The organism is Janthinobacterium sp. TB1-E2 (genome assembly GCF_036885605.1).
GTDB classification, from domain to species: domain Bacteria; phylum Pseudomonadota; class Gammaproteobacteria; order Burkholderiales; family Burkholderiaceae_D; genus Janthinobacterium; species Janthinobacterium aestuarii.
On the sequence record NZ_CP142523.1, the window covers coordinates 1,591,158 to 1,611,474 of the forward strand.

General features: G+C 62.1%; 16 protein-coding genes and 1 pseudogene. 10 read left to right on the forward strand and 7 right to left on the reverse strand.

From position 1 onward, the window contains the following. Positions 1-421: 421 nt before the first annotated feature. Positions 422-985, reverse strand: a complete 564-nt coding sequence (locus OPV09_RS07105; RefSeq protein ID WP_338680965.1) for a cysteine hydrolase family protein — start codon at positions 983-985, stop codon at positions 422-424. Between the two features lie 83 nt (positions 986-1,068). Then, entirely contained in the window at positions 1,069-2,373 is a 1,305-nt protein-coding gene (locus OPV09_RS07110) for an MFS transporter (RefSeq protein WP_338680966.1), read from the reverse strand. A 152-nt stretch (positions 2,374-2,525) separates the two neighbouring features. On the opposite strand from OPV09_RS07110, the gene OPV09_RS07115 reads away from it, so the two are divergent. Then, positions 2,526-3,242 carry an SDR family oxidoreductase gene (locus tag OPV09_RS07115; RefSeq protein WP_314608019.1) on the forward strand — a complete coding sequence of 239 codons (717 nt, stop codon included), beginning with the start codon at positions 2,526-2,528 and terminating at the stop codon, positions 3,240-3,242. Positions 3,243-3,314: 72 nt separating this feature from the next. Here OPV09_RS07115 and OPV09_RS28405 read toward each other — a convergent pair. Beyond that, positions 3,315-3,524 (reverse strand): annotated as a pseudogene (locus tag OPV09_RS28405) (DUF1993 family protein); the annotation flags it as partial. Positions 3,525-3,658: 134 nt separating this feature from the next. Between OPV09_RS28405 and OPV09_RS07125 the strand changes: the two are divergent. From OPV09_RS07125 to OPV09_RS07160, 8 genes are all read left to right on the forward strand, one after another. Further along, the gene (locus tag OPV09_RS07125; protein WP_338680967.1) at positions 3,659-4,081 is read left to right on the forward strand and encodes a hypothetical protein; all 423 of its coding nucleotides are present in this window, start codon (positions 3,659-3,661) and stop codon (positions 4,079-4,081) included. A gap of 69 nt (positions 4,082-4,150) precedes the next feature. Further along, on the forward strand, positions 4,151-5,107 hold the full coding sequence (locus OPV09_RS07130) for a bifunctional helix-turn-helix transcriptional regulator/GNAT family N-acetyltransferase (RefSeq protein ID WP_338680968.1): 957 nt from the start codon (positions 4,151-4,153) through the stop codon (positions 5,105-5,107). A 94-nt stretch (positions 5,108-5,201) separates the two neighbouring features. Beyond that, on the forward strand, positions 5,202-5,840 hold the full coding sequence (locus OPV09_RS07135) for a TetR/AcrR family transcriptional regulator (RefSeq protein ID WP_035825265.1): 639 nt from the start codon (positions 5,202-5,204) through the stop codon (positions 5,838-5,840). A 116-nt stretch (positions 5,841-5,956) separates the two neighbouring features. Continuing rightward, entirely contained in the window at positions 5,957-6,778 is an 822-nt protein-coding gene (locus tag OPV09_RS07140; protein WP_219329527.1) for an alpha/beta fold hydrolase, read from the forward strand. Between the two features lie 148 nt (positions 6,779-6,926). Beyond that, complete coding sequence (locus tag OPV09_RS07145) at positions 6,927-9,131, forward strand: TonB-dependent receptor (protein WP_338680969.1); 2,205 nt, start codon at positions 6,927-6,929, stop codon at positions 9,129-9,131. Between the two features lie 84 nt (positions 9,132-9,215). Beyond that, a complete protein-coding gene (locus OPV09_RS07150; protein WP_338680970.1) occupies positions 9,216-10,211 on the forward strand; it encodes an extracellular catalytic domain type 1 short-chain-length polyhydroxyalkanoate depolymerase in 996 nt (331 codons plus the stop codon). Positions 10,212-10,424: 213 nt separating this feature from the next. Beyond that, on the forward strand, positions 10,425-11,087 hold the full coding sequence (locus OPV09_RS07155; RefSeq protein WP_338680971.1) for a hypothetical protein: 663 nt from the start codon (positions 10,425-10,427) through the stop codon (positions 11,085-11,087). A 38-nt stretch (positions 11,088-11,125) separates the two neighbouring features. Beyond that, complete coding sequence (locus tag OPV09_RS07160) at positions 11,126-11,560, forward strand: DUF695 domain-containing protein (RefSeq protein WP_338680972.1); 435 nt, start codon at positions 11,126-11,128, stop codon at positions 11,558-11,560. On the opposite strand, the gene bla is transcribed toward OPV09_RS07160, so the two are convergent. Together bla and OPV09_RS07170 are read right to left on the reverse strand one after the other, a co-directional pair. Next, positions 11,561-12,454: a class A beta-lactamase gene (bla, locus tag OPV09_RS07165; protein ID WP_338680973.1), complete on the reverse strand. Its 894-nt coding sequence runs from the start codon at positions 12,452-12,454 to the stop codon at positions 11,561-11,563. Then, positions 12,447-15,131: a hybrid sensor histidine kinase/response regulator gene (locus OPV09_RS07170; RefSeq protein ID WP_338680974.1), complete on the reverse strand. Its 2,685-nt coding sequence runs from the start codon at positions 15,129-15,131 to the stop codon at positions 12,447-12,449. The genes bla and OPV09_RS07170 overlap by 8 nt, the downstream gene beginning before the upstream one ends. A gap of 510 nt (positions 15,132-15,641) precedes the next feature. Between OPV09_RS07170 and OPV09_RS07175 the strand changes: the two genes are divergently transcribed. Then, a complete protein-coding gene (locus OPV09_RS07175; RefSeq protein ID WP_338680975.1) occupies positions 15,642-17,888 on the forward strand; it encodes a TonB-dependent receptor in 2,247 nt (748 codons plus the stop codon). 78 nt (positions 17,889-17,966) lie between these two features. On the opposite strand, the gene gluQRS is transcribed toward OPV09_RS07175, so the two are convergent. Then, positions 17,967-18,944 (reverse strand): tRNA glutamyl-Q(34) synthetase GluQRS, encoded by a 978-nt coding sequence (gene gluQRS, locus OPV09_RS07180; protein WP_425324029.1) that lies wholly within the window; start codon positions 18,942-18,944, stop codon positions 17,967-17,969. Positions 18,945-19,110: 166 nt separating this feature from the next. After that, positions 19,111-19,923 carry an outer envelope protein gene (locus tag OPV09_RS07185; protein WP_338682242.1) on the reverse strand — a complete coding sequence of 271 codons (813 nt, stop codon included), beginning with the start codon at positions 19,921-19,923 and terminating at the stop codon, positions 19,111-19,113. Positions 19,924-20,317 lie beyond the last annotated feature (394 nt).

The following is a 20,317-nucleotide window of genomic DNA, read 5'->3' on the forward strand; positions in this document are numbered from 1 at the left end:
ATCTCCTAAAGAAAAACTAAGTTTGAGAAAATCGTCGAGTGCGCCGCTTTGTCGATGCGAACTGCATGACTAAATAGTAGGCTTATCCGTGTCGATGTTCAAGTCTTATATAAGACATATAACTTAAATTTAATCCTTGTTTTTCAACGACTTAATTATATATTTTCATGATATGAAATGAATTTTCAAAAAGTGAGAGCATTGCTGGCTGAGTCTGCTGTCGAAAATTCCGCGATGTGAAACGTCTTTTCAGAATTTGGTGCAGCGCGACAAATCGGGACGAAAAAAAGCCACCCGAAGGTGGCGCAAGCTTGTGCATGTCTGCAGGGAATGGGCGGGAGGCCTTGCGGGGAAGGCTGTTCCAGCGTGAATGTCGTGTGCCGGCAACAGCCTGGCGGACAAGATGGTGCGCCAGCGCAGGTCAGGGGCGGGACAGCGCATCGATCACGTCCGCAGCTGTCACCACTTGCGCATACTCACCATGCAAATTGACCAGCGCCATCGCATGCACCTCGTCCGCCGTTCTCGGCGTGCCCGCATAATCGACTTGCGCAAATGCAAAACACGCATCGGCGACAACTTGCGTGGCAAAGCCCAGATTGCCCGCCGTGCGCGCGCTCGACTCCACGGAATTGTTGGTGCTGACGCCCACGATGACAAGCTTGCTGATGCTGCGTACGCGCAGCCAGCGTTCCAGTCCCGAGTGGATGAAGGCATCGGGCACATTTTTCTCCACGACATGCTCCTCCGGCAAAGGCGCCAGCGCTGCCTGAAATTCCACGCCGGGTTGGCCCGGCCAGAAGGGAGAGCCTGGCGTTCTGGAAATGTGGCGCACGTGCACGACGGTGGCGTCTGCCGCGCGCCAGGCTTGCAGCAGGGCGGCAATCTGGTGTTCCGCAGCGGGATTGTTGCGGCTTCCGGCAGCAGGGCTGGCCATGCCTTGTTGCATGTCGATGATGATCAGTGCGGGATGGTGGGCATGCATGTCGGTAGCCTGGAATGGATGGCAGGCGCACTTGGCGCCTGCCTGGGGAATAGTGCCGGAGTGATTGGCGGAGGGTAGCGGGTCTAGCGTCCCACGGTCTGCCGCTGATCCTTGATGAACAGCGCCGTCAGCATGCCCACCACGCACACGCCGATCACATAATAGGCGGGGCCCAGCACGTTGTTCTTCAGCATCAGGGTCACGACCACGGGCGTCAGGCCGCCAAAAATCGCGTACGACAAATTGTAAGAGAACGACAGCCCGGAGAAGCGCACCTGGGCCGGGAACGCCTGCACCAGCACATAGGGCACGGCGCCGACGACGCCGACGAACAGGCCCGTCATTGCGTACAGGGGCAGCAGTAGGTCGGGGCGGCTGCCGACGGTGGTGTAGAAGATATATGTGGAAATGGCCAGCAGCACGGAACCGACGAAGATCACGCGCTTGCCGCCCAGGCGGTCGGCCAGCATGCCGGCGATGATGCAGCCGAAGGCCAGGCACAGTGTTGCCACGGTATTGGCGACCAAGGTGGTGCGCGGCGCGATGTGGTGGATCTTTTGCAGCAGGGCAGGCGTCATCAGGATGACGACGACGATGCCGGCCGACAGCATCCACGTCAGCAGCATCGAGACGACGACGGCGCCGCGGTGGCTGCGCAGCACGGATTTCAAGGGCATTTCCGTGGCCAGCGCCTTGCGTTGCTGCATTTCCGCAAAGACGGGCGTTTCATGCAGCCAGCGGCGCAGATACATGGCGCCAAAGCCGAAGATGCCGCCCAGCAGGAATGGATAGCGCCAGGCGCCCTCGGTGATTTCTGCCGGCGTGTAGACGGTGTTCAAGCCCGTCGCCACCAGCGAACCGAGCAGGATGCCGACCGTCAGGCCCGCCGTCAGCACGCCGCAGGCAAAGCCCGTGAAACGGCTCGGCACGTGTTCGGACACAAACACCCACGCGCCCGGCACTTCGCCGCCCACGGCTGCGCCCTGGAAGATGCGCATCAAGAGCAGCAGCAGCGGGGCGGCCAGGCCGATGGTGGCATACGTTGGCAGCAGGCCGATCAGCAATGTCGGCACGGCCATCATCAGGATGGACAGGGTGAACATGCGCTTGCGGCCCAGCAAGTCGCCGAAGTGGGCCATGACGATGCCGCCCAGCGGACGCACGACGTAGCCGGCGGCAAAGATGCCGAAGGTTTGCAGCAAGCGCAGCCATTCCGGCATTTCCGGCGGGAAGAACAGCTGGCCGATGGCGTTGGCAAAGAAGACGAAGATGATGAAGTCGTAGAATTCCAGCGCGCCACCCAAGGCGGCCAGCGACAGGGTTTTGTAGTCTTGTTGGGTGAGGGGACGGCTAGCGGCGTTGATTGCGGCGGTGTTGGAAGTAGGCATGTGTCTCGTTCTTGTGTGTTATCGGAGATTGCCAGAGCTAGCATACGCATTTCCGTCGCGTGAGTAAATGCGGCGCGTAGGGGGAGCAGCCTCAGCTGTGCTTAATACAACGCCGCTATCATCGGCGTTGACTTCATTGGAAAGGACACAGTATGCACATCATGATCGTGGGCGCCAGCCGGGGCTTGGGACGCGCGCTGGTGGACGGTTTGCTCGCGGACGGACATGCCGTCATCGGCGTATCGCGCCAGCAACCCGCCGACTTGCCTGCCGGCCAGGGCACGCAGCTGCAATGGATCGCAGCGGACCTGGCGGCACCCGCCGAGGCCGTCGAACGCATCGCGCGCGAAGCGCCTGCCGCGCTCGATGCCGTGATCTACAACCTCGGAGTGTGGGAAGAAAAGGCCTTCAGCGATGACTACGCTTTTCTCGGCGATGCGGACGACGCCATCGTCGACATGGTCAATACCAACATCACGGCGACGATATTGCTGCTCAAGCGTCTGGTGCCCCGCTTGCTGACCAGCGGCAAGCCGCAGCTGATACTCACGGGCTCCACGTCAGGCCTGCGCCAGAGCGGCCGCCCGGAAGTGACGTTCAGCGCGTCTAAATTCGCGCTGAACGGCATCGCCGACGCCTTGCGCGAAGGTTTCCGCGAACAGGGACTGGCCGTGACGGCGTTGCAGCTGGGCTATTTGAATACCTATGATGGCTTGGCCGTGCCGCTGGCGGACGCTGCCGCGCGGGGTGAAGGCGAGCTGATTCCCGTGCATGACGTCGTCGCCGTTGTGCGCATGCTGCTGAGTCTGTCGAATGCCTCGTTTGTGCGCGAACTGGTGATGCCGGCGCTGCGCGACGAGCGCTTTTAGGCTTTTCGCCGGAAACAGTGCCCTGGCTTGCCGCAGGTTGGCGGGCGTGGCGAGCAGGGGCAGCGCTTGCCGCGTCAGCCGGCACGCGGCTTCCTGCGCCTGGGTACGCGTGAATTCCACCTGCCGCGCCAGGGTGTGCATGTCGGGCGCCAGGCGCGCGTCGAGCAGGTTTTGCGCATCGAAACCCAGTGCCTGGGCGCGTTCTTGGCTTTTAGTTAACAGCATCGTCAGGGAGCGCGGCATCTGTGCAAAGCAGGCGATGGTGATGGCGTAGTCCGACATGGATTTTCTCAGGTAAAGGGGCGAGAGCGATGCCGGCAGTATGCCCGGCCCAGCCGCGTTTCAGCGTGCCGCTTGAACATGCTACAGTCCGCCTTTGCCGCCGGCATGGAGCGGCTTTGCCTGGATCAAGATTGATGCCCACCTGGACTTCTCCGCCCCAACTCGTTGCCTTGGCCGCCTTTTATGAACAGGCGCAAGCCCATCCGGAAACGCTCAGTGATGCTGCCTTCGTGGAAAACGTGAAAGCCGCCCACTGGCCCACCAATTGCTGGAGCTATGTGGAAGCGTCGTTCGCCATCATCGCACCCGCCTGCCTGCTGCGTCCGCATTTGACTGCCGAGCTGATCGCCATGCCCATCGACGCCATGGTCGCTGGCGGCCTGGACGATGCGGGGCAAGTCATCGCAATCGGCCTGGCCTGCGCCACGCGTGACGCGCCGTATGTGGCGGTGAGTGAGGAGGGCAGGCGCTGGCTGACGCAGGTGTGGCCGGGACTGGGCGAACTGGCCGAGGCGGTATTCCAGGCCAGACTGCAAGCGGCGCTGGAAGAGGACTAAGCCAGCGCTTGACCTGCAAGACAGGTTTGCGTTACCGTATACGTAACTACTTACATATATCTGCTCAACATGTCCTCCTCCCTGCAAACTTATGGCTCGCTGATGCTGGCCAGCCGCCTGCGCCGTCTTTCCGATCAATTGTATGCCGGTGTCGATACCAGTTATCTGGCCGCCGGCGTCGAACTGACGTCACGCTGTTTCCCCTTGTTATTGCTGTTGCGCGACAACGGCCCCACGTCGATCACGGCCCTGGCCGCGCAGATCGGGCAGACGCATCCGGTGGTGGTGCAGCTGGGACGCAAGCTGCTCGATGCCGGCGTGGTGGCGGAGATGCCGGACGCCAAGGACGAGCGCCGCCGCCTGCTGGCGCTGTCCGACGCCGGGCTAGCCTTGTTGCGCGACATGGCGCCGCTGTGGGACGATGTGCGCGCGGCCGTCGATGCCGTGTTCGAACAGGGCACGCCGCAGCTGATGGCCAGCCTGGACCGGGCCGAAGCACGCTTGCAGGCGCAAGGTTTCGGCGAGACCATCGCCGCTTGCCGGCGCCAGCGCGAGCGGGCCGCCGTGGAAATCATCGATTACGCCCCCGATTATGCGCCCGATTTCAAGCGCCTGAATATCGCCTGGCTGGAACGCTATTTCTATGTCGAGGCACTCGATGACAAGGTGCTGTCCGATCCGCAAAGTTCTATTCTCGACGCTGGCGGGCAGATTTTCCTCGCGCGCCTGGACGGCAAGATCGTCGGCACGTGCGCCCTGATCCGCGCCGGCGATGGCAGCATCGAGCTGTCGAAGATGGCCGTCACGCCCGAATGCCAGGGTTTGGGCATCGCGCGCCGGCTGATCGAACGGGCTTTTGACGCCTTCGAGGCCAGCGGCGCGCAACTGCTGTTCCTGGAGTCGAACAGCAAGCTGGCGCCCGCCATCCGCCTGTATGAAAGCAGCGGTTTTACCCACGTGGCGCGACCGGCCGGCGACGCCCATTACCAGCGCGCCGACGTCTACATGGAGTGGCAGGGCAGGTAGCACATTTGAACGCACCCATCGGCCGTCTCCCGCGTTACAATACGCGCACCCATAACGGAACCACGGTTCCACTATCGAGAGACGCCGACGCCGCATGCCTTCCTTTCCGATGCCCTTCCCGCAGATGATCGTTCCCCCTGAGCCCACCCAGGCGCGCAGCAAACAGGCGTTCGAGCGCCTGCTGCAGGTCGGTGAACAGTTACTGGCGGAAAACCGTTTCGATGAAATCGGCGTGGCCGACCTGGCCAAGCTGGCGGAAACCTCGGTGGGCACGTTTTACCGTTTATTGGGCGACAAGGACACCTTGAGCCGTTTGTTGCTGCAGCGCTTTTTTTCCGACATGGTGGAAAAGGTCGAGACGCTGACGGAGCTGCGCCAGTGGGAAGGGCGCAGCCTGGAAGAGTTCATCCGCGCCATGGTGGCCATGTTCGTGGCCGTGAATGGTGGGCGCAGCGGCGTCTTGCGCGCCTTGATCACGCGCGCGTCGCAGGATGCGCAATTTCGCGACAGGGTGCATCAGATCAATCATTTGATCTCGCAACGCACGGTGGCCGTGCTGGCCAGCAAGTCGTCCAGCATCCGCCACCCGAACCCGACACAGGCGATGATGGTGGTGCCGCCCGTGCTGCTGGGCATCCTGAACCAGCACACCCTAACGGGCTCGCTGTCCTTTTTGTCAGGCGCGGCGCTCGAGGATGAACTGGTGCGTGTTGCTTTAAATTACCTGACTTGAACTATTTAGCGATTTAACTTGAAATCGGAATTCGGATTCCGTATTATGTTTTCCAACAGCGGGAAAACATATTCCTGCACCTGAACACAAAGCATGTTCAACAGCAAGGAGACAGAATGCGGCGTCACACGACATCCGATGTTCCATTGCATTACCTCGACCTGGGTCTCGGAACTGAGACGGGGCAGGGCGAAGCCGCGCAGTCAGAGCCCGTTTTCTTGCTGCACGGCCTCGGTTCCTGCGCCGAAGACTGGCGCCCGCAAATCGATGCCCTTGGCGGTACCTTTCGTCTGATCGTGCCCGACCTGCGCGGCCATGGCGCCAGTCCCGCGCCCAATGGCGACTGGCAGATCGGCGACTTCGCCAACGACCTTTTCAACCTGATGGACCAGCTCGACGTGCCGCGCGCGCACATCGTCGGCTTTTCCCTGGGTGGCATGGTGGGCCTGGAAATGGCCAACCGTGCGCCGGGCAGGGTGGCCAGTTTGTGCCTGATCAATTCTCAACCGTTCCAAGGCAGAAAACCTGCCGCGCTGCTGTTTGCCTACTGGCTGCGCCGCACGGTGATCGCCACGTTTGGCCTGAAAACCATGGGCAAGATCATCGGCAAGAAGCTGTTTCCCGATCCTGCCCAGAAGGCCCTCGTCGAGCGCTTCGCCACGCAGATGGCGGGCATGGACAAGCGCGCCTACCTGGCCGCGCTGGACGCCATTTTTCACTGGGATATCGATCCTCACTTCCAGGCCCTGGCCATGCCCGTTTTCATCATGGCGGCCGACCAGGATTACACGCCCGTCGCCAGCAAGCGGGCCTTTGCCGCACAGTTTCAGCAGTGCGAGATCGAGATCATCGCGAACTCGCGCCACGCCACGCCCCTGGACCAGGCGCAGCGTGTGAATACCTTGTTGCAGTCCTTCCTTACCATAAATTCAAAATAAACAGGCCACTCGCCGCACGGGCCGAGGGCCGGGAAACAGTCATCGCAGGGCAGGTGCTCGCATTGCGCGCGCCGGTACCGTTACGTCTTGCGATCCTGGCATCCGGCCGTCTTCCCTGGTGGCAGGCAAGCCTGACATTGGAGACGCTATGAAACTTGCTTTGAAATTGATGCCCGCCGCCCTCGCCGTTGCCGGCGCGTTTGCCACCCAGGCCCAGGCGCAGGAAGCCATCCCGGCTACTGCCACCACCGCCCAGGAAGCCAGCGAGGCGAAAGAACGCATGGAAACTGTGACGGTCTCTGCCCGCCGCCGCGAAGAGCGCCTGCAGGACGTGCCGCTGGCCGTCACGGCGTTTTCCGCCAAGGCCCTGGAACGGGCGAATATCCAGAACCTGGCCGACTTGCAGGAGCGCGTGCCGAACCTGACCGTGTACGCGTCGCGCGGCACGAATACGACATTGACGGCCTTCATTCGCGGCGTGGGCCAGGCCGACCCCGTTTGGGGCGTGGACCCGGGCGTGGGCATTTATTTTGACGACGTCTACATGGCCCGTCCGCAAGGCGCGCTGCTCGACGTGTTCGACGTGCAGCGCATCGAAGTGCTGCGCGGTCCGCAAGGCACCCTGTACGGCAAGAACACCATCGGCGGCGCCATCAAATATATCTCGCGTCCGCTGGCGAAGGAAAACGGCGCATCGGCGGAAGTGGGTATCGGCAACTACAACCAGCGCAACTTCAAGGCCGCCTTCAATCTGGCCAACGAGAGCGGCACCTGGCGCGCGCGCCTGGCGGCCGCCAAGCTGGACCGTGACGGTTTCGGCCGCAACACCTTCAATGGCGAACAGGTCAGCGACCAGGACAGCACGGCCGCGCGCCTGTCCGTCGGCTATTTTCCGCAGGACATCCCTCTCACCGTCGTGCTGAGCCTGGACGCCACGGACGACAAATCGGGCGTGCGCGGTTTCCAGCGCATGGGCGTGAGCGCTTTCGATCCGCTCAAGCGGCCGGCCAGCACGGATGCGTATGACATCCAGAGCGGCATGCCGGGCAACAATTTCACGCATAACCGGGGCGGCTCGCTGGTGGCCAACTACACCTTGTCGAACGACTGGTCCGTCAAAGTGATCGGCGCCAAGCGGCGCAGCACCTCCGAGCAAACCATCGACTTCGACGGCTTGCCGCTGCCCATCGCCGACGTGTTCGGCGACTCGCGCGATGAACAGAAGAGCCTGGAATTGCAGGCCTCGTACAGCGGCGACTACGGCGCCGGCGTGATCGGCCTGTACCGCTTCGAAGGCACGGCCGGCGGCGGCATCTACAACAACTTCCTGGGACGCCAGTTCACGGCCGCCGTCAGCACGGTAGAGACGGACAGCACGGCGCTGTACACGGACTGGACCTGGCCGCTGGGCAAGGTGTGGAGCATCAATGCGGGCTTGCGCCATACGCGCGAGGAGAAGCGCGCCATCGTGCTGAACCGCGCTTTTGCCGACGTGGGCTTTACGCGGCCCATCCAGACGGCGGCCGACTTCGACAAGTCCTTGTCGGTCAGCAATACCTCGCCGAAACTGTCCGTGCGCTACGAAGCGTCGAAGACGACGAATTTCTACAGCAACCTGTCACGCGGTTTCAAGTCGGGCGGCTACAACGTGCGCGCCAACAACCTGGTGGTGCCCGATTCCGCGCGGCCGTACAAGGATGAAAAACTCGACGCGCTGGAAGTGGGCATGAAGTACGCGGCGCCGGACGACACGTTTGACGCCAACGTGGCCCTGTTCTACAACCGCTACAAGGATATCCAGTTGTCGGTGTTCACCAGCTATGTGCAGCCGGGCGGCGTGCCGGGCTTCTATGGCGACTTCACGAACGCCGGCAAGGCAACCGTGAAAGGGGCCGAGTTCGAATTTTCGTGGCGGCCCAACCGCCAGTGGGAAGTCAACGGCTTCCTCGCCCTGCTGAGCGCTGGCTATGACGAGTTCATGAGCGGTGGCAAGAACATTGCGGATACGCAAAAGTTCAGCAATACGCCAGCCCGGCAAGTGGGTTTGAACCTGACGCGCACGGACCGCGACATCTTCGGCGGCGCCTTGCGCAGCATGGTCGGCTATGGCTACCGCAGCAAGGTCTACCCGACCACGGACTTGAGCGAAACCCTGGCGCAAGGCGGCTACAGCATCTGGACGGCTGGCGTCGTGTGGGAAGCGCCGAAGAACTGGACCTTCAGTCTGCATGGCAGCAACCTGGGCAATAAACGCTACCGCACGGATGGCTACAACATTCCGGCCGTGTTCATCCTCGACGGTTTCTACGGCCCGCCGCGCCAGATCATCGCCAAGGCCGGCTACAAGTTCTAAAAGGTTGTTGAAGTGCCAGCCTGGTTAGCGCCAGGCTGGTTAGTTGTCGCTGTTTTCGTCCTTAATAACAATCAGGAGACTGGCATGGCACATCTGCATCACCAACTGCGTCACTTCTTATCTGCACTCATCGCCGCCTGCGGCTTGCTGGCCGCGCTGCCGGCTGCCGCCGGGCAGTGGGATTTCGGCCTGTACGCGAGCCTGTGGGGCACGCGTGAATACCAGGTCTGGCTACCGAGCAATTACAACGCCAACACGCCGCTGCCCGTGGTGCTGATGCTGCACGGCTGCGGTTCCGAGCCCAACAGCATGGCCGCCGTCAGCCGCTATAACCAGCTGGCTGACAGCGAAAATTTCATCGTCGTCTATCCGCGCCAGAACGCCACGGCCAACCCCATGCGCTGCTGGAATTTCATGTTGCCGCTGAACCAGGAGCGGGGCACGGGCGAGCCGGCCGTGCTGATGGGCATCTTGAACAAGGTCAAGAACAACTATGCGGTGCAGGATAGCCGCGTGTACGTGACGGGTATCTCGGCTGGCGGCGCCATGGCGTCCATCATGGCCGCCTGTTACTCGGACGTGTTCGCCGCCGTGATGGTGCATTCGGGCGGCATGTACAAGGGCGCCATCGGCCTGGTCACGGCTGCCGACTCGCTGTTCAACGGCAGCTCGTTCGACCCGAAGGTGCGGGGCAAGGATGCGTGGCGCTGCTCCGGCTCGCCGCGCCGCCTGATGCCGACGATGGTGTTCCACGGCACGTCCGACATCGTCGTCAACCCCGTCAACGGCGAGCAAACCATCGAACAATTCCTGCAGACCAGCGACTATGGCGACGATGGCCTCGATAATGACAGCGTGCGCTACCGTGCCGACAGCATCGTGCGCCAGACCGTGCCGTACGGCCGCAGCTACTCCATCGACACGTACCTGCGCAACGGCGCCGTCATCGCGCAAAAATACACGGTCGAAGGCATGAACCACGCGTGGAGCGGCGGCCCTCCCGGATGGCCCTTCAGCGATGAACTGGGCCCGGACGCCACCGTGATCAGCTGGAATTTCTTCAAGAATTACCAGCGCTGATGGCGTGAGGAACTGGCAGCTTGGATAGTGGGGCGCAGCGATTGCGCCCCATTTTTATACTGGAACGTGCGCTGTGCCCCGTCGCGCCCGAGGACGTCAGCTTGCACACGTCCTGACGCGCGCTTCTCCCGGTATTTCCTGCTAACTATATAATCTGCGCTTGGGCGATACCCGCCCCTGAACGTCGATTGAAGGAATGCCATGCCAGGATACATGCCAGCTTATTTCGTGCGCCCCTTGGCGCTGTGTGTCGTGTCAGCCATGTGCCTCTCTGCCGGTGCCGCCGAGGCGGTTGCGGTGGATGCGCAGCAGCGCGCCTCCTTGCTGGAATTTTATGCGCAGCAATATCCGGGCGAGCCCGCTGCGCGCACCGTGTTCGAGAGCGTGCCCGTGGTGGGCGGACGCGGCAGCGAAGTGGTGGGCAGCGTGGAAACGTCGCCGTATCGCGGCCATGGCGCGCTGTGCCGGACGCAGCGCACCAAGTTCGTGCTGCACGGCGAGGGCAAGCAGGCGCGCTGGCAGGAGGCGGGGATGGAGTATTACGCCTGGCTCGACCGTGGCACCTGCCGCGCGGTGGCTGAACCCGTGCGCATGCTGCAGCGTGTCCCTGATGGGGAACTGGAAGGTGTGTTGCTGTATCAAAAGTCGCTGCTGGAACGGGCGCGCTTGCTGATGGCTGGCAATACGGCCTGCGCCCCGTTGCGGGCGCTGAAGTTTGCGCTGGCGGCCGTCGATGTGGGCGCGGCCGCACCGCGTGCGGAAGAGCGTTATGCGCTCGTGTTCAAGAGCGACCGCGACAGCTACGCCCGCGTCTGGCTGCGCAAGAGCGGTGCCCAGTATGACGCATGGAATGTGACTTGCCCGCCAGTGCTGTAAGCTGCGCACCCTTGATTTATTTTTTGACTGTTGCAACCATGAACGAAAATTCCACTTCCGCCCGCAGCTGGGGCACCATCGTCACGCATAGCGACGAGATGGCCATCATCTACCGCTATGTCGATACTTTCCATGACGACTGGGACCTGTCGTCGCAGCCGGACCGCATCATCATTGCCTGGCGTTACGAGGACGAAACGGGCATGCCCGCGCCGAACGAGCGCGAGCACATGGAGGAACTGGAAGCGGCGCTGGCGCCCGTGGTGGAAGAAGACGGCTTCGCCACCTTGGCGCTGGTGTCCACGGGCGAAAACTTGCGTGAATGGATTTATTACACGCAGTCGGGCGAAGAGTTTTTCAATCGTCTGAACACGGCGCTGGCGCCGCTTCCAAAGTTCCCGATCGAAATCCGCAGCGCGGCCGACCCCGCCTGGTCCACGTATGCGGGTTTCATGGCAGCACTGCCGAAGTAATTACACCAGCGCGGCCGTCACGATGCGCGTGGCGGCCGTGATGATGTCCTGATTCGTGTCCGCTTTTTTCTGTTCGCGCGTGTAGTACACGGCAATAATCAGCGGCGCGCCGCTGGCCGGGTAGGCCACGCCAATGTCGTTGACGCTGCCATACGCGCCCGAGCCGGTTTTATCGGCCACTTGCCAGCCGGCAGGCACGCCGGCGCGGATGCGCTTGTCGCCCGTCGTGTTGCCGCGCATCCAGGTGTCCAGTTGCTGGCGCTGCGGTGCCGGCAAGCTATTTCCCAACAATAATTGCTGCAAGCTGTGCGCCATCGACGCGGGGCTGGCCGTGTCGCGCACTTCGCCAGGGATGGCGCTATTCAATTCCGTTTCCCAGCGTTCCAGCTGGAACACCGTATTGCCGATGCTGCGCGCAAACGCCGTCACGGCTTGCGGCCCGCCTAATAATGTCATCAAGAAATTGGCCGCGCTATTGTCGCTGTACTGCAAGGTGGCGGCGCACAGATCGGCCACGTTCATGCCGTCGGCCAGGTGCTTTTCCGTGATGGGCGAATAGGTGACCAGTTCTTTTTTCTCGTAACGCACGTGCTGATCCAGCAAGCCCGGCTGGCTGACGCTGCGGGCCAGCACGGCACCCGCCAGCATGGCCTTGAAGGTGCTGGCCAAGGGAAAGCGTTCGTCGGCGCGATAGGCAACGCGCAGCTCGCTGCCCTGGCGCCAGGCGGCAACGCCAAGGCGTCCGCCTGCGGCTTGTTCCAGCGCGGCCAGTTGCGTCTGGGCGGTGGCGATGCTGGTGGCGGGCGCGGCAAACAGCAGCGGTGCCGGGCACAGCAGGGTAGCGCCGCCGGCCAGCAGGAGGTTACGGCGGGCGTGGTTCAGGGATTCAGTCATGGTCTGTCAGTGTTTTTGGAGTGGAAAGGGTGGCCAGCAGTTCGCCGATGGCGAGCAGGTTGGCCGGTTTGGTCAGATGGTGGTCGAAGCCGGCCGCGCTCGATTGGCTGCGGTCGTTTTCTGCGCCCCAGCCCGTCAATGCAACGAGCACGACGTTGGTGCCGGCCGGTATCCGGCGCAGCGCGCGCGCCACTTCGTAGCCGTTCATGCCGGGCAAGCCGATGTCGAGGAAGATGACGTCCGGTAAAAACTGCGGCGCCACGGCCAGGGCTTGCGCGCCATCATGGGCCACTTGCGTGGCATGGCCCATCATGTCGAGCACGGCGGCGAGGGTAACGGCCGCGTCGACATTGTCGTCGACCACCAGCACGCGGAATTGCGGGCCGCTGGCGGCAATGGCGGACGCGGCGGACGCGGCGGGTGATGCGGGTGTTGCTGGCGCCGCCGCCAGCAGCGGCAAGCGTACGCTGAAGGTACTGCCCAGGCCGGCGCCGGGACTGGTCACCGCGGCGCTGCCGCCATGCAACTCGGCCAGGCGACGCACGAGCGACAGGCCGATGCCCAGGCCGCCCTGAGCCCTTCCCATGTTTTGCCCCACTTGCGTGAACATGTCAAACACGGTCGTAATCGATTCAGCGGGTATGCCCACGCCGCTGTCTTCCACCTCGATCAGCGCCGCGTTGCCGTCGCGCCGCGCGCGCAAGGCGATGTGGCCGCCGGCCGGCGTGTATTTGGCGGCATTGTTGAGCAAATTGCCCAGCACTTGCGCCAGGCGCGTGGGGTCGGCCTCGAGCGGCAGCGCCTGTTCGTCGAGTTCTACACGCAACTGATGACGGCCCGCTTCGATCAGCGGCATGCTCGTTTCCACGGCGCTGGCGACGATGGTTTTCAAGTCCGTGCGTTCGAGCTTGAGTTCGATCTGCCCCCGCGTGATGCGGGCCACGTCGAGTAAATCATTGACCAGATGCACCATCTGATTGACTTGCCGCTCCATCACGTCGCGCACGCGCGCCACGGTGGCGGGCTTGTCGGCGGCCAGGCGCATGATCTGCAAGCCATTGCGGATGGGTGCGAGCGGGTTGCGCAGTTCGTGCGCCAGGGTGGCCAGGAATTCCGTCTTGCGCCGGTCCATTTCGGACAGGTTGTCGGCCAGCTGGCGCAATTGCTGCTCCGAGCGCTTGCGCTCGCTGATGTCGCTGAACAGCACCGTCAGCAGGCGGCTGCCGGGGCCGCCCAGGCGCGCGGCGAAGACTTCGAACCAGCGCTCCATGGCCACGGCTTCGTTTTCATAGCGCACGGGTTCGCCGGTCTTGACGACCTGGTCGTACAGGTCGAACCAGTGCTGGTCGTGGTCGGGCACGAAGCTGCGGATGGTCTTGCCGATGGCGTTTTCCAGTCCCGATTGCTTGACGAAGGAGGGATTGCCTTCGAGGTAGCGGAAATCCACGGGGCGGCCCTGTTCGTCGTACAGCATTTCGATGACGCAAAAGGCCTGGTCCATCAGCTCGATCAGGGTGCGGTAGCGTTCCTCGCTGCGGCGCAGCGCATCTTCCACCTGCTTTTGGCGCGTGATGTCGAGCAGGACGCCGGGCAATTGCAGGGGCGTGCCATCGGGCGCGTATTCCGCGCGGCCCCGCGCGATGACCGAGCGGTACTGGCCATCGCCGGCGCCGACGCGATAACTGGCCTCGAACGGCGTGTGCGCCTGCAGCGCCTCGGTAATCTGCGCGCTGACTTGTTCTCGGTCATCGGGATGGATGATGTCCATGTAGCGCGCCAGCGGCGCCGCCGTGGCCGCATCGGCATTGACGGGGAACAAACGGGCCATATTGCTGTCGGCTGTGACCCGGTCGGCAACGATGTCCCAGTTCCAGGTGGCCACTTCGCCGGCCGCCAGGGTCAGGCGCAGGGTTTCCTCGTTTTGCTTGCTGGCCGTCAGGTCGAGCGAGATACCGGACAGGCCGATCACGTTGCCGGCACCGTCGCTGGCGCAGGTGCCGCGCATGTGTGCCCAGTGCAGCGAGCCATCGGGCCAGCGCACGCGCAGGTCGACTTCAAAATCGCCGGCGCTGGCGATGGCCGCGTGCACCACCGTTTGCCAGTGCTGCAGGTCGCCGTCGAGCATGGCGCCCGTCAGCTGCGCGTAATCGATGTGGCTGTCAGGCGGCAGGCCCAGATTGGCCTTGAAGGCGTCGGAGCCGGCCATGCTGCCGCTGCCCAGGTCGATCTCCCACGTACCCATGCGGCCGCCCTGCATGGCCAGGCGCAGCCGCTGTTCCGTCTGCCGTTGCTGCGTCACGTCGCAATGCGAACCGAGCCATTCAACGATGCTGCCATCGGGAGCCAGCACCGGCAGCATGCGCACGAGCATATTGCGGTAGGCGCCGCTGACGTGGCGCAGCCGGTATTCCGCTTCGAACACGCTGGTCAGGTGCGAGGGCACGACGTAAGGCAAGTTGCGGTCATCCGGATGCAGGGCATTGACCCAGCCGCGGCCCAGCAGTTCGGCCTCGGTCTGGCCCGTGAAGGCGCGCCAGGTGGGCTGGTCGGCATCGAACTGGCCGAAGGTTTTCGTGCTCCAGACGATGTCGCAATGGGCGCTTAGCAGTAAATGCGCCGCCTGGGCGGCGACGGTGGAGGACGGGACGGCATTGCTGGGCAGGCTGGGTTCTGGCATGGCGGCGATCAACGATGGTGCAGGGGGCCGCCGCCGCACTGGAATGGGGCGGCATGGCAGCGCAAGTCTGGCGATATTACAACTATTTTTACCGTCGGGGCTGTCTTGCAGGATGCCAATTCCGCTTTCGTCTGGCCTGGCGAAAAAGGCATGCCATAGGGCAAGTCATCAGGGCAAATAGCAAGGCAAGGGCGTTATTGTGGCTGAATAACCACTAGTGGGCCCTTTATGTTGATGAATGAATATTTTACATAACAATATTCTTGCAGCGCATAAGGCGCTTGAATTAAATTGGCGCCTTACTCAAAAGTTGGTGTTCATCAGACATCCTGGAGATGCGGCCGCTACCGCTGTCAGCCAGCACGACAGCCAGGGCAGAGCCAGTGACGCCAGGAGCGGAGAGACATTCGCTCGCGCTGCTGCACCGTGATGGTGCACACGATCATCCAGCGCCGTACATAAGCCGGAGACAGGTTTCGCAATTCTTTTTTTAAACTTCTGGGAAACAACATGATCAAGATGTCCAAGATGCACAAGCGGTTGTGCGCCAAAAGCGCCGCCATGCTGGCACTGTCCGCTGCCCTGCCTATCGGCTCGGCTTATGCAGATGAAGTCGCTGCTGAGACGGCGCCTGCCGCCAGCCAGCTGGAAACCGTGACCGTGACGGCGCAGCGCCGCAAGGAAAATATCCGCGACGTACCCGTCTCTGTCTCGCTGCTGCGCGACGAGAAGCTCGACGTGCTGGTCTCCAGCGGTCAGGATATCCGCGTGCTGGCCGGCAAAGTGCCGAGCCTGAACGTGGAATCGTCGAACGGCCGTACCTTCCCCCGCTTCTACATCCGCGGCTACGGCAACACCGATTTCAACATCTTTGCATCGCAACCTGTTTCCCTGATTTACGACGATGTCGTGCAAGAAAATCCTATCCTCAAGGGCTATCCGATTTTCGACGTGGCTGGCGTGGAAGTATTGCGCGGCCCGCAAGGTACCTTGTTCGGCCGCAATACGCCTGCCGGCGTGGTCAAGTTCGAATCCGTCAAGCCGAACCTGGACAAGGTTGAAGGCTATTACAATGTCTCCGCCGCCACGCACAACACGACCAACTTCGATGGCGCCGTCAACGTGCCACTGAGCAAAGAATGGGCGCTGCGCTTCTCGACCCTGCGCCAGCACCGCGACGACTACGTCGACAACACGTTTACGGGCCAGAAAAACGCACTGGACGGCTACGACGAACACGCCGAACGCGTGCAACTGCTGTACGCGCCGAACACCATGTTCAACGCCCTGTTCAATGTGCACCAGCGCAGCACCACGGGCAGCGCGCGCATCTTCTACGCCAACATGATCAAGCAGGGCACGAACGATATCGTCGACGGCTTTGATCCGAACAAGTCGTTCACGAATGCGCCGAATTTCCAGCGCCTGCGCACCAACGGCGCCAGCGCCCGCCTGAGCTGGGACCTGGATGGTATTAAACTGTACTCGGTCACCGGCTTTGAACAGGTCGGCAATTACGTGTCGCATGGCGACATCGATGGCGGCACGCCGAACGGACTTGGCCCGACCAGCCCCAACTTCATTCCTTTCCAGGTTGAAACGGCCGGCGGCATTACCAGCGTGAAGCAATACTCGCAAGAATTCCGCGCCGAATCGAAAAATGCCGGTCCGCTCAACTGGCAGGCTGGCGTGTACTACTTCAATGAAGATGCCAACGGTTTCACCGACAACTTCGATACCAACACGCATGTGCTGACCACGCATCTGGCCAGCCGCCAGAAGAACTCGGCCTGGGCAACGTTTGGTTCCGTCAACTACGCCGTCAACGATGACTTCATGCTGCGCGCCGGTTTGCGCTACACCAAGGACAAGAAGGATTTCAACACGGTGGAAGCGACCAACATCGTGCAGGTCAGCCCGACCAGCGCCGATGTCAGCAAAGCCAAGGTCAACTGGGACTTGAGCGGTACCTATAAATACAACAAGGACGTGAACTTCTACGGCCGTGTCGCCACTGGTTTCCGCGCGCCAAGTATCGCCCCGGCCAGCACCAGCGTGCCTGTCACCGTGGCCGATGCGGAAACGATCACCTCGTTCGAAGCCGGTATCAAGGCCGACCTGTTCGAGCGCCGCGCCCGCGTGGCCTTCAGCCTGTACAACTATCAGGTGAAGAACCAGCAATTGACGGTCGTGGGCGGCACCTCGAACGTGACGCGTTTGATCAATGCAGCTAAGACGAACGGCCGTGGCGCGGAATTGGAACTGGAAGGTTTTGTCACGCCGAGCCTGAAGATGTCCCTGGGCGGCAGCTACAACTTCACGGAAATCAAGGATCCAAGCCTGTCGATCGCTACCTGCGCCCAAACGCGTTGTACCGTGACCGATTCGCTGACCACCGGCAACCGTGCAATCATCGACGGCAATCCATTGCCGCAAGCGCCGAAGTGGACGATCACTGCCACGGGCCGTTATTCGATCCCGATGGAAAACGGCGAATTCTTCGTCTTCACGGACTGGGCTTACCGCAGCAAGATCAACTTCTTCCTGTATGAAGCGACCGAGTTCACCGGCAAGGCAATGGTCGAAGGCGGCTTGCGCGTGGGCTACACCTGGGATGCTGGCAAGTATGAAATGGCCGTTTTTGGCCGCAACATCACCGACACCCAGCGCATCACGGGCGCCATCGACTTCAACAACCGTACGGGCTTCATCAATGAGCCACGTCAGTTTGGCGTACAGTTCAAAGGCAACTTCTAATTGCCTGATACCAGGCGCCGGCCCTAGCGGCTGGCGCCTGCATTGCTACCCGCCCGGTTCGCGCCGTGGCGGGTTTTTTTAAGTGCGCTCGGGAAGGCGCGCCAGCCGTTGCGCCCAGGTGGGAATGGCTTGCCGCCAGAAATCTTCCACCTTGTCGGCACGCACGTCGAGGCCGAGGAAGCGGGCGGCCGGCAGCAGCGCCGACGTCAGTAGTTCGGCTTGTGTTCCTGTATCGAAGGCGAGGGCACCCGTCTGCTTGGACAGCTTTTCGCCGCTGTCGTTCGTGACGACAGGCACGTGCAGGAAGCCGGGATGGGGCAAGCCCAGCACATCCTGCAGATACAGCTGGCGCGGCGTGGAATCGAGCAAGTCCGCACCGCGCACCACCTGCGTGATACCCTGCGCGCCATCGTCGACGACCACGGCCAGTTGATACGCCCAGTAACCGTCGCCGCGCAGCACGATAAAGTCGCCCACCTCGCTGGCCAGGTCCTGCCGCTGCGGGCCCGCCCAGCGGTCGGCAAAAGCGTACATCGCATCCGCCCCCTGCGGCACCCGCAGCCGCAAGGCCCGCGCCGCCTTGCCCGGCGCCAAACCGTGACGGCACGTGCCCGGATACACGGCGGCCCCATTCTTCGGCGTTCCCGCCTGCAAGTTCGAATCCTGGATCTCCTTGCGCGAACAGCCGCACGCATACACGAGCCCATCGTCCTGCAACTGCTTGAGCGCCGCCTCGTACAGCGGCAGCCGCCGGCTCTGCCACGTCGCCTCGCCATCCCAATGCATGCCGCAGCGCTGCAGGCTGGCCAGAATGCCGGCGTCGGCGCCCTCGACATTGCGGTCATAGTCCAGGTCCTCGATACGCAACAGCCACGTGCCGCGATGCACCTTCGCATCAAGATAACTGGCCATGGCGGCAACGAGCGAGCCCATGTGCAGGGGACCGGAGGGGGAGGGGGCGAAGCGGCCGATGTAGGGGGAGGAGGAGAGAAGACTGTTCATGCGTGCTGGCAAAGCGGCGACGGCGCTTGTTAACCGGAGTGGAGCAAGCGTCAAGTATCGTGGAGGGAATCAGACGTGTCAAATGCGGAAAGCGCACGGGCGTGTGCAATCAGCTCCGTTTGCCTTTGTCATACTGTAGTGGCTGTCCACGAACGTAGTCTCTCCAGCACAAAGTTTCCATGCCGGTATTCGCTACGTTCGTGGGTATTGATTGCTGCAATTAGAAATGATACTCCGCGCGTATCATCGGCGTCTTCGCCGTCTGTCCCACGTTGCCCGTGGTGGCGGGCGAGTTGCCGAACTTGTTCTTCCAGTACTGGTATTCCAGGCCCACGCGGAAGGTGTTCTTGGCGCTGCCCAGGGCCGCGCCCACGTCGAACATCACCTGCATGTCGATGTTCGTTTCCACTGCCGTCTTGCGGCCCACTTCATCGTTGCCTTTCGAATCGATGAGGTTAAAGAAGCCTTCGAACGAGAACAGCGGCGACAGGGGGATGCCCCAGGCGCCCGTCAGCATGGCGTGCGTTTTATACGTGTAGCGGCCCGTCACTTGTGAGATGGGCGGGAAGGCGCCGCTGGGGGCGTTGCTTTCGCGCAGCAACAGCAGGCTGGTGTTGAAGAAGCCGGGCACGTCCCACATCAGGGTGGGGCCGGCCACCAGCATGCGCTTGCGCGAGTTGTAGCCGACGTCGTTCTTGGTGTTGACGTCGAAGCCCAGGGTAACGCCGACGCCGCGCACGGGGCCGAACTTGATGTCGCTGCCGCGCACCTTGCCGATGTCGATGGTGTTGCGGTAGACCAGATACGCTTCCTGCGCGCCGGATGTTTTACCGAGCGCGCCAGGGTCCCTGCTGTCGGACATGAGGAAATCGAGGTTGACGAAATTGCTGCCGTATTTGTAGCCGCTGGCGTGCGTGATGGCGAAGATGTTTTTCTTGATGTCGTCCGGATTGAACGGCTCGCGGTAGTCATTGCCGGCGCGCCAGCTCAGCGCGGTATCGCTCCATTCGGCAGCCTGGGCGGTTGCGCCCACGCCGAGAGTGGTAGTGAGGCAGAGCAACAGACACGGTATGGTTTTTGGCACTTTCGGCTCCTGATGATGTGAGAAAACGGGAACGGGGGATAGCAGGGTGCGTAGTGCGCACGAAGCGCTGCGATGAGGAAAATTGCGCACCGTTCAATCCATGATGCGAGAAGCGCCGCGCTGGGCGATATGTCTTGTCTGCATACTTACTATCAGTTCCTGCATATAATCATCGCACCTTCCCGCCCTTGCGGGGCAAGGCAGCCGCTGCAAAGCTGATAATTTTTTTCAAAATTGTATACAGGTGTTGTTTTTTTGCGGAAATAGAAATGCGCGCCGCCGTGCCCGCCCCCCAAGCGCCGCGGATGCCGATACGATAGAGACAGAGTGTTGATTTGTTCCA

What these genes read in the sequence shown, in the direction of transcription:
- OPV09_RS07105 (WP_338680965.1), bottom strand. Translation starts at nt 985, where the DNA reads ATGCATGCCCACCATCCCGCACTGATCATCATCGACATGCAACAAGGC.
- OPV09_RS07110 (WP_338680966.1), bottom strand. Translation starts at nt 2,373, where the DNA reads ATGCCTACTTCCAACACCGCCGCAATCAACGCCGCTAGCCGTCCCCTC.
- OPV09_RS07115 (WP_314608019.1), top strand. Translation starts at nt 2,526, where the DNA reads ATGCACATCATGATCGTGGGCGCCAGCCGGGGCTTGGGACGCGCGCTG.
- OPV09_RS07125 (WP_338680967.1), top strand. Translation starts at nt 3,659, where the DNA reads ATGCCCACCTGGACTTCTCCGCCCCAACTCGTTGCCTTGGCCGCCTTT.
- OPV09_RS07130 (WP_338680968.1), top strand. Translation starts at nt 4,151, where the DNA reads ATGTCCTCCTCCCTGCAAACTTATGGCTCGCTGATGCTGGCCAGCCGC.
- OPV09_RS07135 (WP_035825265.1), top strand. Translation starts at nt 5,202, where the DNA reads ATGCCTTCCTTTCCGATGCCCTTCCCGCAGATGATCGTTCCCCCTGAG.
- OPV09_RS07140 (WP_219329527.1), top strand. Translation starts at nt 5,957, where the DNA reads ATGCGGCGTCACACGACATCCGATGTTCCATTGCATTACCTCGACCTG.
- OPV09_RS07145 (WP_338680969.1), top strand. Translation starts at nt 6,927, where the DNA reads ATGAAACTTGCTTTGAAATTGATGCCCGCCGCCCTCGCCGTTGCCGGC.
- OPV09_RS07150 (WP_338680970.1), top strand. Translation starts at nt 9,216, where the DNA reads ATGGCACATCTGCATCACCAACTGCGTCACTTCTTATCTGCACTCATC.
- OPV09_RS07155 (WP_338680971.1), top strand. Translation starts at nt 10,425, where the DNA reads ATGCCAGCTTATTTCGTGCGCCCCTTGGCGCTGTGTGTCGTGTCAGCC.
- OPV09_RS07160 (WP_338680972.1), top strand. Translation starts at nt 11,126, where the DNA reads ATGAACGAAAATTCCACTTCCGCCCGCAGCTGGGGCACCATCGTCACG.
- bla (WP_338680973.1), bottom strand. Translation starts at nt 12,454, where the DNA reads ATGACTGAATCCCTGAACCACGCCCGCCGTAACCTCCTGCTGGCCGGC.
- OPV09_RS07170 (WP_338680974.1), bottom strand. Translation starts at nt 15,131, where the DNA reads ATGCCAGAACCCAGCCTGCCCAGCAATGCCGTCCCGTCCTCCACCGTC.
- OPV09_RS07175 (WP_338680975.1), top strand. Translation starts at nt 15,642, where the DNA reads ATGATCAAGATGTCCAAGATGCACAAGCGGTTGTGCGCCAAAAGCGCC.